Source organism: Sphingomonas kyeonggiensis, assembly GCF_030812785.1.
Lineage (GTDB): Bacteria > Pseudomonadota > Alphaproteobacteria > Sphingomonadales > Sphingomonadaceae > Sphingomonas > Sphingomonas kyeonggiensis_B.
Map to the genome: position 1 here is coordinate 190,201 of NZ_JAUSTJ010000001.1, position 12,493 is coordinate 202,693.

General features: G+C 66.3%; 6 protein-coding genes. 3 read left to right on the plus strand and 3 right to left on the minus strand.

Annotation, left to right across the window (positions count from 1 at the left end; genetic code table 11):
- Positions 1 to 64: 64 nt before the first annotated feature.
- On the plus strand, positions 65 to 2,290 hold the full coding sequence (locus J2W22_RS00970) for an eCIS core domain-containing protein (protein WP_307116401.1): 2,226 nt from the start codon (positions 65 to 67) through the stop codon (positions 2,288 to 2,290).
- Between the two features lie 72 nt (positions 2,291 to 2,362).
- Here J2W22_RS00970 and J2W22_RS00975 read toward each other — a convergent pair whose 3' ends face one another.
- Entirely contained in the window at positions 2,363 to 4,717 is a 2,355-nt protein-coding gene (locus J2W22_RS00975; protein WP_307116402.1) for a TonB-dependent receptor, read from the minus strand.
- A gap of 235 nt (positions 4,718 to 4,952) precedes the next feature.
- On the opposite strand from J2W22_RS00975, the gene J2W22_RS00980 reads away from it, so the two are divergent.
- Entirely contained in the window at positions 4,953 to 7,376 is a 2,424-nt protein-coding gene (locus J2W22_RS00980; RefSeq protein WP_307116403.1) for an eCIS core domain-containing protein, read from the plus strand.
- A 71-nt stretch (positions 7,377 to 7,447) separates the two neighbouring features.
- Positions 7,448 to 10,027 carry an ATP-dependent chaperone ClpB gene (gene clpB / locus J2W22_RS00985; RefSeq protein ID WP_307116404.1) on the plus strand — a complete coding sequence of 860 codons (2,580 nt, stop codon included), beginning with the start codon at positions 7,448 to 7,450 and terminating at the stop codon, positions 10,025 to 10,027.
- 52 nt (positions 10,028 to 10,079) lie between these two features.
- Here the strand turns inward: clpB and J2W22_RS00990 are convergent, their stop codons facing one another.
- On the minus strand, positions 10,080 to 10,343 hold the full coding sequence (locus J2W22_RS00990; RefSeq protein ID WP_307116405.1) for a hypothetical protein: 264 nt from the start codon (positions 10,341 to 10,343) through the stop codon (positions 10,080 to 10,082).
- A gap of 59 nt (positions 10,344 to 10,402) precedes the next feature.
- On the minus strand, positions 10,403 to 12,412 hold the full coding sequence (locus J2W22_RS00995; protein ID WP_307116406.1) for a tetratricopeptide repeat-containing sulfotransferase family protein: 2,010 nt from the start codon (positions 12,410 to 12,412) through the stop codon (positions 10,403 to 10,405).
- Positions 12,413 to 12,493 lie beyond the last annotated feature (81 nt).

The window sequence follows — 12,493 nt, forward strand, 5'->3', positions numbered from 1 at the left end:
ATTTGCGCTTTCGCGCGGCGGCCAAAGCCGGCAATCTCGCAGCGAAGCCCTGCGAGGAACCGCCGTGTACGACCGCGCGAACCGCAAGCCGAAGGCGGACCCGCGAGCCAGTGCGGGGCCGGCTGCACGCGCGCCGGTGCAGCGAGCGGCGGCGCCGACGCCCTATCACAGCCTGCCCGGTTCGGTCGGCCTGACCCAGCCCAACCGCACCGGCCTGCCCGACGGGCTGAAGAGCGGCATCGAGGGGCTCTCCGGCCTGTCGATGGACGATGTCCGCGTGCACCGCGGATCGAGCCGGCCCGCCGCGATCCAGGCGCATGCCTATACCCAGGGCAGCGAGATCCATCTCGCCCCCGGCCAGGAGCGCCACCTGGCCCACGAGGCCTGGCACGTCGTCCAGCAAAAGCAGGGACGGGTCGCGCCCACGATGCGGCTCGGCGATACCGCGATCAACGACGATGCCGGGCTGGAGGGTGAAGCGGACCGGATGGGCGATCGGGCGCTGGCAAACCCTTCGCCTTCCGGCATCGGCACGGGCGGCGCTTCCCGCGCCCTGCCCGCATCCGGCGGCGTGGTGCAGGGCAAGCTCTACATGATGGACACGCCGATCGGTCTTACCAAGTCCGCCGTGGAGGCGCGTTGGCTGAGCAAGGCCGGCACATCGGCGCGCAGGCTGGCGGGATCGCAGGTCACCTTCGACGAAGTCATGACCCAGCTCGAGACATGGGCTGCGGACGACGTGACGGAACGGCGTTATTACCGCAAATACGAAACCCTGTTCCGGGCTGCCGTCGGCGCGATCCTCGAACGGAAGAAGGCGGAACGGGGCCCTTCGGCACCCGTCACCAACTTCGATCCGGTCGGCGACCCGTTCGACCTTGGCAGAATGCTCGAAAGCCAGGCCGTCTCCAAGGTCAAGCAGAGTGCAGAGCTGCGCCGCAGCGCCTCGCTTTCCGTCGAAGATACCGAGGGCCTGCGCACGGCCGCCACCCGCAGCTTTCGACACAAGGACGATACTGCACTGAGATATCGCGTGGAAACCTGGGGCCACAAGCTGGAGGGCGGCGCCAGCGATCACACCTATCTCGGCCTGATCAACAAGTTGAAATCACCCGAGAGAACCGAACAGCAGATCGCCGGGATTCTGGCCGACGCACTGATCGGCGGCGACTATCCGGAAGGCGCGCGAGACGTGGTGCGCAAGTTCGTCGCGATCGTGCACAGTTCGGAGCTGGCCCGTGCGGCGATCAATCCCACGGCAATGTATGCTGCACTCCGCAATTTTGCCGCAGGGCGCTCCAAGGATCCCGAAGGCCTGTTCCATTATCTCCAGAACACGGTGCTGTTCGTAATGGCGGAGGACGACAACAAGGGCCTTGGCGGCTCTAAAATGAGCCAGCACCACCGTGGCGAGGTCAAGTTCGACCGCAGCAATGCAGTATTCAGCCGCATCGCGGTCGCCGAATATGATGCGATGGCGAAATTCGGTGCCAGTCTCGGCCATGATGTCAGCACGCCTGAGGGTTTCACGGCGTTCGTGAAGAAGCTCACCGCTTTCCTGGAAGCGGCACGTTCCAAGATATTCCCGGAGGAGCATCGCAGCTTCAAGAGACTGCCGTCCTCGTCCCTGGCGGCATCTAGCGTGCCGGTGCGCGATCCAGGCACATCGAGCACTCCGGTCCATGACCCCGGACCGATGCTGCCGGGCACGCCGCCGCTCGATATCTTATCCGATCCCGGCACCCCGGTGATCGACCTGGGAGAGGAGGAAGAGGAGCCGCCCCTGTCGGCAACACCGCCGCTCAGGCGCTCGTCGTCGAGCGCGAAGCGGAGCCGCAGTGAACGGGACATGGAAGTACCGGCCAAGGGGCAACCCGTGCTCAAGGAGGCGCGTACGCCGCGAGGCGTGCGGATCTCCGATCTTCGCGATGCGGTGGAGTTCGAAGGCCATCTGTTCGCGCCCAATGTCGAAGGCGTGCGCGATCTCGGCGAGTGCCTGTGGGATACGCTGCGCCGATTGGGGGTAACCGATACGAAGCTTGGCGAGGCCGCGGTGGCGGCAGGTGTGACCGTCGACGCGCATGTCGACGTCCAGAAGCTCGCACCGCTGCTCGACGCGCTCAGGGATCGTGGGGTGACGATTCGGGTCCGGCTCGTCACCATCGATCTGGCGTTGCTCTTGGTGACCCATGCGATGACCTATGGCAACGCAGGCCCCACCGCCTATGTCGGCCTGTTCACGCAAGGCGATGAGGGGCATTTCGTCCCGGGCATCCCCAAGAGGAAATAGCCACGAAAAAGGCCGGAGCTTGCGCCCCGGCCCTTCCCCTTTCCTCCCCTGCCGTCCGTGGGGAGGTGCGGCTTAGAAGCCCGCCTTCAGCGTCACGAAGAACTGCTGCGGCGCGCCGACCATCAGCGTCATGTTGTCGCCCGAATTGCCGAAGCCGTTCGTGCCGATCGTCGAAACATACTTCTTGTCGAACAGGTTGGTCGCATTGGCCTGGATCTCCAGGTCGTGGCCGCCCAGGTCGAACTTGTAGCCGAGCGTGGCGTCGACCAGCACCCGGCCACCCACCGACTGGTCGTTGGTGTAGGTGAAGTAGCGCTTGCTCATATAGTTGGCGCCGATGCGGGCGTTGAAGCCGCCCAGGTCATAGGTCAGCTCGCCCTTGAGCAGGTGCTTGGGCGCATCGACCACGGTCTTGCCCCTGGTCGCGGCGAGCAGCGCGCCGGCGGCGTTGCGGACATCGTCGCGATAGGTCGAGTCATTGTAGCTGTACGACACGAAAGCGCCGAAGCCGCTGCCGAGACGCAGGTCACCGGTCGCCTCGAAGCCGATCGAGCGGACGTCGCCGACATTCTGCAGCGTCACCGGGTTGCCGACGATGCCGGCGCCCGTGGTCACGCCAAGCAGGCGGTTGCGGAAGTTGACATAATAGCCGGCGAGCGAGCCGGTGAACGGCCCCGAGCGCAGGCGGCCGCCGAGTTCATAGGTGTCCGACTGTTCGGGCTTGAGCCTGGTCGAGCCCGAGAGCAGCGCGTTGAAACCGGCCTGCGTCGTGGCGAACGGGCCGGTGGTGGCCGAGGCGACGAAGGCGCGCGTCACCTGGCTGAACCCACCGAAGAGCTCGGCGCCGCCGCCGATCTTGTAGTTGAAGCCCGCGGTCGGCTGGAACCAGTCGGTGACGTCGATCTCGCCCGAGGCGAGGCCGCCCGAGACGTTCGGGCTGGCCTTGTCCTTCACCTTGAAGCCCTTCCAGCCCAGGTTCAGCGTCAGGTCGCCGAAGGTCAGCTTGTCCTGGACATAATATTGGAAGGTGTCGGTGGCGTAGTCGAAATCCCACTGGGTGGCGAAGGGGTTCGACTGGAAGTCGAGGCTGTCGCGAGTCACTTCGGTGCGGCTGCTCAGCGCGTAGAAGCGGCGGGCCTGCTGGAAGTCGTTCCGCTCGTACCAGAAGCCGACGGTGACGTCGTTGTGCTCGCCGAACTGGCCGCCGGTGTGGCCGAACACCCCCTTGCGGTCCATGTCGTATTCGGTGGTGCGGATCGAGATCGGCGAGGCGCCGGCGCCCGGGCTGCCGACGTACGGCGTGTACCACAGGCCCTGGCCATGGTTGTTGTGGTAATAGCCCTTGAGCGCGAAGTTGAGCCCGCCGGTCTCACCCTCGACCCCGAAGGAGCCGATCCAGTCGCGGCGAAGGCCCGCAGCGTTGAAATAGGCATCGTCGATGGTCTGGAACGGCGCCGGGAAGACCTTGCCGGCAGCCGGGTTGCTCGGCGCCAGGCCGGTGATGTCGGAGAGGCCATCGGCACCGGGCGCGCCCGTGCTGTTGTTCACATTGTCGATATTGTTGGCGATGTCGGCAAGGCGCACCGCCAGCGCATAATCGTTCGAGATATTGTCCCACTTGTAGCCAAAGTGGTTGATCATGCCGAGCGACAGATCCTGATAGTCGTTCTCGCGGCGATCCGAATAGCTGATCGTGCCGACCAGGCGGACGCCGTCGGCCACCGGCGCGACGATCTTGCCATTGGCCTGGTTGGTGCGCTGCGAGCCCCAGCCCTTCCACTTGTCCATGTCCGAATAGACATAGGACGCATAGGCCTTCACGCCGCCGCCGATATCGCCACTCTCGATGCGGCCGAACAGGCGCACGGTGTTCTCGCTGCCATAGGTGCCCTCGGCATGCACGCCGAACTGATCCGACGGATCGCGCGAGAAGAACTCGATCGTTCCGCCGAGATTGTTGGTCGCCTGGGTGCCGATCGAACCGGCGCCCTGCGACACGCGGACCTCGCCGACATTCTCGCTGCTGACCGCGCGGCTGATGTGCAGGCCGTTGACGTTGCCATAGCTGGCATCGCCGAGCGGGATGCCGTCGAGCGTGAAGCCCAGCTGGTTCTGGTTGAAGCCGCGGATCGAGACGCGCTGCGCCCATTCATAGGCGCCGAACGGATCGGCCGACTGGAAATTGACGCTGGGCAGCTTCTCGATCGCCTTGAGCGGGCTGGTGCCCGCGGCGAGTTCGGCGATGTCGCTGGCCGAGATCTGCTGGACCTGGCGGGTCTCGCCGCGGCCGATCACGACGATCTGGTTTTCTTCCGACGAGCCTTCGTCGGCGGCAGGAGCCGGCGCGACCGTCTGCGCGTCCTGCGCGAAAGCGGCACCGGAAACCAGCATCGAGGTGCCGGCGAGCAGAATGGAAAGCGTGCGCATTGGGCGTGTTCCCCCCGGGATATTATCGGCTCGGGCACTGTGCCCGGCGGCGAGGGGCTAGGATTTGTGCGTTGCAACATCGCGTAGCGGCGATGGCAGTTGCGCGACCGTGAAGTTACAGGTTTCGGACATGCAACGAGCGCCGTAGCGGCAACCGCCATAACGAAGCTAATCGTCGTTCCACTTTGCGACGGCCTGGGTCATAGTCATGACGAGACGGCGCAGAGGAAGGTGCATGCACGCTCGCCTTCAGGCCAGGCCAAGCCGGCCATCGGAAGACCCGCAGGCACGCCAGCCCCTGGCCACCGCGCAACCGGTAGCGCAGCGTGCCGCATCGGCGCACCCGGTGCCGGGGCATGAATCGATCGCCAACTATGCCGCCTCGCATGCATCGAATATGGCCCGTGCGGCTGCAGGACCCAACCGCACCGGCCTGCCCGACGGGCTGAAGACTGGGATGGAAGCGCTGTCGGGCATCGCGCTCGACGACGTCCGCGTCCACCGCAATTCCGCCCGGCCCGCCCAGCTTCAGGCACTGGCGCATACCCAGGGCAGCGATATCCATCTCGGTCCGGGGCAGGAACGGCATCTGGCGCATGAGGCCTGGCACGTCGTCCAGCAGAAGCAGGGCCGGGTCCGCCCCACGATGACGCTTGGCGGCACCGCGATCAACGACGATGCCGGGCTGGAGCGCGAGGCCGACACGATGGGCGCGCGCGCCGCCGGCACGGTGGGCACGCCCGCCGCCGGGATGCCCCATGCTTCCCCTGCAGACACGCCGATCCGGCAGCAGATGCCCGGCGGCGGCGCACCGGTGCAACGCTTCCGCATCGTCAATGCTGGCGGCAAGAAATGGAACGTATCCGACGATGACACCGCCGCAACCGTCGACGTCGTCAACAACAAGGATTTCTACGCCACGCAGACGCGCATCGACCAGTCCAACCGCATGCTCTCCGCGCGGGATGCCAATGTGCGGCTCGATGCCGTTGCCGGCACCGAGAACTTCGGCAACAAGACGCTGCGCAAGATCAAGCCGACAATCGACGAGACAAGCCGTGACCGTAACAGCCTGGGCGCCGACGTGTCGCCCAGAGCGGACGCCAGCGCGCAATCGGTCACCGGCGTGCAACTGCCGTCTGCCTGCGAAAAGGGAGCGATCTCGATCGTCGGCGCCTATCTCAAGGACGAGGTCGAGCAGCCCCATCCCTATGCCCATGGGCGGCACGAGCACAACAACGCCCGTATCGCCAATCTCCTCGCGATCAGCCCGGCATCCGACGTGAGCAAGCAGGCGGCCTATGACAGCTGGAGCAACCTCGACGCACTGCGGGACGATGCCGCCGCGAACTACAACCAGCTGAACCGTTCGCAAAGGGTCGATGCCGCCAGGCTCGACAGGGTGCGGAACCTGGTTCGCCAGACGGACCCCGAAGTCGCCGACGATGAATTCGACGCCAATTTCGAGCTCAGGGCGGGCGTTCCGGACCTGGACCCGGACAGTCCCGACGCCCAGGATCACTACCGGAGCAGGACGACGCAACCGGCGGCGCAGAAGGTGCTGGGCGACATGATCCGGGTAATCGATGAACGCGTGAACCGCATCGAACGGAACGTGATGTCGACCGTCGACAACACCTATGCCCAATATGCACGGGACGTGACGAACGCCCAGCGGATACGCACGCAGCTGCGCGCGCTGTACGGCGCCAACGATTATCCGCAGGCCGTGGTCGACGAGGCATTCCGCATCGTCGGACGAACCGACCGCGGCTATTATTTCAAGCCGAAACAGGGGGACAACACCGCCTATCAGCATAATCTGTGGGTCGATGCGGGTGACCGGATGAAGAGCCTGGTCAACGAGATCGTCGGGCAGCTCGACGCCACGATCGTCCGGCTGGAGGCGCGCCGCGATGATCGGTTCGGCACAGTCGGCAACCGCAACCGGGCGGTCGATCCACAGATCGGCCAAGCCTATGGCATCATCGGCGGCGGCTACAGCATGGATGGCGGCCGGTGGAACTGGCACTGGGCATCCGTGGTGATGAAGACCCCCACCGACAATGTGACGATGGAGGCGCATGCCTCGCACAAGGTGGGGAACGAGACCCATAACGAGCGCTGGGACTTCAAGATGTATGGTCGCCCCCATGCGCAGACCAGCGCCGGGAAGACGTTCCATGACTTCTGGAAGGGGATGGGTTTCGGTAGCACGCCGGTTACCGTGCTGGGACAACCGAGCGTCGATTCAAGCGCGAGCGCCGCGCTCTACAACGTCGACCATCTGGATTTCGATCAGATCGGGGAGCTCAAGCAACGCATCTTCACCTTCTTCCAGATCGAGCGCTATTTCGCCGACAAGAGCCACGACAGCCAGGCGCTTGTCACCCATTACGAGACCAGGATCGACGAGATGCTCGGGCTCACCAACAAGGGGCTTCCCCGCAAGTTCGTCGAGGATCGGATGCATGCCGATCTCAACGCGCAGGTGACGGCATTGATAAAGCTGCGAGGCGCCGACGCCATGGATCCGCTGGAGGCAGCGGCAACGAAGGATGAGGTCGCGGTGTCCGCCGATCGCCTCGTCACCTCCTTGCGTGACATCTTCACCATCGTAGAGTCCCGCGAACGGGTCGTCAGGAGAACCGGTCTCTAGCGCAGCGAGAGGCCCTCTTGTGTTGCACAATGGCAACACTACTTTGGCTCTGACCGAAACAAGGGGCCAGCATGAACCTCGAGAAATTCACCGACCGCGCCAAGGGCTTCCTCCAGTCAGCGCAGACCGTCGCGATCCGGATGAACCACCAGCGGATCGCCCCCGAGCATATCCTGAAGGCGCTGCTCGAGGACGAGCAGGGCATGGCGAGCGGCCTGATCCAGGCCGCCGGCGGCGATGCGAAGCGCGCGCTCAGCGAGACCGACCTGGCGCTGGCGAAGATCCCCGCCGTCTCCGGCTCGGGCGCGCAGCAGACGCCGGGCCTCGACAATGACACGGTGCGCGTGCTCGACCAGGCCGAGCAGATCGCCCAGAAGGCCGGCGACAGCTTCGTCACCGTCGAGCGGCTGCTCGTCGCGCTCGCCCTCTCGCTCAACACCGCTGCGGGCAAGGCGCTGCAGGCCGCCGGCGCACGGCCCGAGGCGCTCAACGCCGCGATCAACCAGCTGCGCGGCGGCCGGACCGCCGACACTGCCGGCGCCGAGGACCGCTATGATGCGCTCAAGAAGTTCGCGCGCGACCTCACCCAAGCGGCGCGGGACGGCAAGCTCGATCCGGTGATCGGCCGCGACGAGGAGATCCGCCGCACCATCCAGATCCTTGCGCGCCGCACCAAGAACAATCCGGTGCTGATCGGCGAGCCGGGCGTCGGCAAGACCGCGATCGCCGAAGGCCTCGCCCTGCGCATCGCCAATGGCGACGTGCCCGACAATCTCAAGGACCGCACGCTCATGTCGCTCGACATGGGCTCGCTCATCGCCGGCGCGAAATATCGCGGCGAGTTCGAGGAGCGGCTGAAGGGCGTGCTCGACGAAGTGAAGGGCGCCGAGGGCCAGATCGTCCTGTTCATCGACGAGATGCACACGCTGATCGGCGCCGGCAAGACCGAGGGCGCGATGGACGCGGGCAACCTGCTCAAGCCCGCGCTCGCCCGCGGCGAGCTGCACTGCATCGGCGCCACCACGCTCGACGAATATCGCAAGTACGTCGAGAAGGACGCCGCGCTCCAGCGGCGCTTCCAGCCGGTGTTCGTCGGCGAGCCGACGGTCGAGGACACGATCTCGATCCTGCGCGGGATCAAGGAGAAGTACGACCTGCACCATGGCGTGCGGATCAGCGACGGCGCGATCGTTGCCGCCGCGACGCTCTCCAACCGCTACATCACCGACCGCTTCCTGCCCGACAAGGCGATCGACCTGATGGACGAGGCCGCCAGCCGGATCCGCATGGAAGTCGAGTCCAAGCCCGAGGAGATCGAGAATCTCGATCGCCGGATCATGCAGCTCGAGATCGAGCGCGAGGCGCTGCGCAAGGAGACCGATGCGGCGTCGAAGGACCGGCTCGCCACGCTCGAGAGCGAGCTCGCCAATCTCAAGCAGCAATCGGCCGAGCTGACCGCGCGCTGGCAGGCGGAGAAGGACAAGATCAACGCCGAGGCGCAGATCAAGGCCCAGCTCGACGCCGCGCGCGGCGAGCTCGACCAGGCGCAGCGGGCCGGCGATCTCGCGAAGATGGCCGAGCTGAGCTATGGCGCCATCCCCGCGCTGGAGAAGCAGCTGGCCGAGGCACAGAACACCACCAAGGGTGCGATGCTGCGCGAGGAAGTCACCGCGGACGACATCGCCGCGGTGGTCAGCCGCTGGACCGGCATCCCGATCGACAAGATGCTCGAGGGCGAGCGCGAGAAGCTCCTCGCCATGGAGGAAGTGATCGGCAAGCGGGTGATCGGCCAGGCCGATGCTGTGAAGGCCGTGTCGACCGCGGTGCGCCGCTCGCGCGCCGGCCTGCAGGATCCGAACCGGCCGCTGGGCAGCTTCCTGTTCCTCGGGCCGACGGGCGTCGGCAAGACCGAGCTGACCAAGGCGCTCGCCGAATTCCTGTTCGACGATCCCAACGCGATGGTGCGCATCGACATGAGCGAGTTCATGGAGAAGCACGCGGTCGCGCGGCTGATCGGCGCCCCTCCCGGCTATGTCGGCTATGAGGAAGGCGGCGTGCTGACCGAAGCGGTGCGGCGGCGTCCCTACCAGGTCGTGCTGTTCGACGAGGTCGAGAAGGCGCATGGCGACGTCTTCAACATCCTGCTCCAGGTGCTCGACGACGGGCGGCTGACCGATGGCCAGGGCCGCACGGTCGATTTCTCGAACACGATCGTGATCCTGACCTCGAACCTCGGCTCGCAGTTCCTCACCAATCTCGGCGAGGGCCAGCCGGTCGAGAGCGTCGAGCCGCAGGTGATGGACGTCGTCCGCGCGCATTTCCGCCCGGAATTCCTCAACCGGCTGGACGAGATCATCCTGTTCCACCGGCTGGGCGCGGAGCATATGGCGCCGATCGTCGACATCCAGGTCGGCCGCGTCGGCAAGCTGCTCAAGGATCGCAAGATCGCCATCGACCTGACCGACGCCGCCCGCGCCTGGCTGGGCCGGGTCGGCTATGACCCGGTCTATGGCGCGCGCCCGCTGAAGCGCGCGGTCCAGCGCTACCTGCAGGATCCGCTCGCCGACATGATCCTGCGCGGCGAGGTGAAGGACGGATCGACGGTGCAGATCGACGAAGGCGACGGCGCGCTGAAGCTCAGCGTCGCCTGACCCGGCGAAGGGGTGGCCGCAAGGCTGCCCCTTCGTCAGTCGTGCACGGGAATCAGCAGCCGCCCTGCTTCTGGCAGCCGCCGACCTGGGCGCGCTCGATATTCTGCCGGTCGAGCATGCGCTGCTCCGCCCATTGGGCGCGGGTCATGCAGGTCTTGTGAAACTGGAGCCGGCTGCCCAGCGTCGGCTCCTTCCGGCAAATGACCTCGTTCGGATCGGGGGCGCCGTCCTTCTTGGGCTTTTCCTGGGCGGAAATCGGCGAGAAGCCGGACAGCGCCACTGCGACCGCGCAGGCGATCAAGGCAGAACGGATCATTGCAACCACTCCCAACAAGACTGCGGCCGCGGAACTTCCGGCCGTGTATCGGTCGAATACTACAGTGAATAGCCGAAGCGTTCCACCCATGGCGCGAGAATCGGCAGCACCGGGCGAAGATGCTCGCGATAGACCTGCCAGCGCCCCGCCGAGCGGGTGTAGATCGGCTCGGTGACCTGCGAATAGCTGGCGGTGGTGATCAGCCCGCGCGATCGTGCGGTGCGCGTGTGATCGAGCGCCTCCGGCCGCCAGTCGAGCCCCAGCCAGTCGAACAGCGGCCGCACTTCCGCCTCGACATCGGCGACGAGCTGCTCATAGACGATCTGGTGCACCGGCATGTCGAAAAGCGCCTGCGCCGCCTCCCAGTGCCGGAAGCTCAGATCGTAGAGGGCCGCCGCGTCTTCGGGGCGCAGGAAGTTGGACATCGCCCGGTTCAGGCGGAAATTGCTCATCAGGCAGCTGAGCAGCACGTCGCACGGATGGCGCAGCGACAGGATGATGCGCGCCTCCGGGAACAGACGGCGGATCAGCGGCAGCTTGTAGAGATAGAGCGGCGACTTATCGACCAGCATCTGCCCCGCGGCCAGATCGACATGCCGCGCGACCTCCTCCAAATAGCGCGCGCGCGCCGCTTCGATCGCGCCGGTATCCATCGCCGCGAGCGCATCGAAGCCACCGATCTCCTGGTCCACCACCAGCAGCGTCGGCTTCTCTTCGAGCACCACCGTATCGGGGTGTCCCATCAATATCGTGTCGAGCAACGTCGTGCCCGAGCGCGGGAAGCCGAGAAGGAATACCGGCGTGGTAGCTGCCGGCGCCGCGTCCGGAGTCCAGCTCCGCGCCCATTCCGGCGTCATCCGCCCGATCTCCTCACGCACCTCGGCGCGCAGTTCGGCGGCACGGCCGAGCGGATCGGAGACATGGGCGGCATGGCGCCGGCCGGCTTCCTCGATCCAGGCAAAGGCTTCGTCGCTGCGCCCCAGGCGATCGAGCAAGGTCGCACGCAGATGCGCGGTGCGCTCCGGCTCGATATCCTCGGGCACCTGGTCCAGGCAGGCCAGCGCCTCCTCGAAGCGCCGGGTGCGGCGATGCTCCAGCGCCGACAGGAAGTTCAGCGTCCCCGCATCGAGAGCATTGGCCCGGGCCAGTTCGACGAGCGGCGCCAGTTCGTCCTCGCGATTGGCATGCTCGTAATGGATCGCCAGGCCGAGATAGGCGAGCTGCTCCTGCGGACGCCCTGCGAGCACGCGGCGATAGGCGGTCTCCGCCTTGTCCGACTCCATCACCAGGCCATATTCGATGGCGAGCTTGAGCTGGACGACCATGTCGTCGCCGTCGCGCGCGGCAGCGGCTTCGAGTGTCTCAAGCGCCTCGGCATGCCGGCCCAGTTCCTTGAGCAGCATGTAGAGCTCGTGCAGCGGACGTGCATCCGCGGGGAAGTCGCGCGCAGCGTCGCGCAGCGCGGCCTCGGCGGCTTCGGCGCGGCCGGCCGCGCGCAGGGTCAGCGCATGATTCAGCCGGGTCGGCGCAGCCTGGCGATCGAGCGCCACCGCGCGTTCGAGCGCGGCGATCGCACCATCGAAATCGCCGAGCGCCGATCGCGCATTGCCGAGGTTGTTCCAGCTCTCGAAATCGTCGGGCACCCGGGCAAGCACGAAGTCATAGGCTTCCGCCGCCTCGTCGAACCGAGCGAGCTCCTGCGCGACAAAGCCGCGGTAGCGGGCAATGCGCAGGCTGGGATCGGCCTGGGCGCGGGCCATGGTCGCCACGTCGAGCGCAGCCTCGTGGTCCTTGAGGTCGATCGCCACGGCAATGCGGTTGCAGGCGATGGTGACGTCGTCCGGGCGCAGGCGAAGCGCCGCTGCGAGGTGGGTCGCCGCATCGGCGAGCGCGCCGCGGCGGGCGCAGACCATGCCGAGAAAGGCGTGCAAGGGCGCGGGATCGTCGGCCTGGGCCAGCCCGGCCTCCACGATCGCCTGGGCGCCGGCAAAGTCACCGGCCTGGGCGCGCGGCATCGCGGCGGCAAGTATCTCCCGGCTCGTGCGAGCCGCGGTGGTAGCCTGGTTCATGGCGATGATTATGGTCCGCTAGATACGCCAGATACAAGAGAGGGCGGCCGGCAGCTGCCGACCGCCCCCTCGTCACTTCGA

Excerpts from the sequence above, each read along its gene's own strand:
- J2W22_RS00995 (WP_307116406.1), bottom strand. The coding sequence starts at position 12,412 with ATGAACCAGGCTACCACCGCGGCTCGCACGAGCCGGGAGATACTTGCC.
- J2W22_RS00980 (WP_307116403.1), top strand. The coding sequence starts at position 4,953 with ATGCACGCTCGCCTTCAGGCCAGGCCAAGCCGGCCATCGGAAGACCCG.
- J2W22_RS00975 (WP_307116402.1), bottom strand. The coding sequence starts at position 4,717 with ATGCGCACGCTTTCCATTCTGCTCGCCGGCACCTCGATGCTGGTTTCC.
- J2W22_RS00990 (WP_307116405.1), bottom strand. The coding sequence starts at position 10,343 with ATGATCCGTTCTGCCTTGATCGCCTGCGCGGTCGCAGTGGCGCTGTCC.
- clpB (WP_307116404.1), top strand. The coding sequence starts at position 7,448 with ATGAACCTCGAGAAATTCACCGACCGCGCCAAGGGCTTCCTCCAGTCA.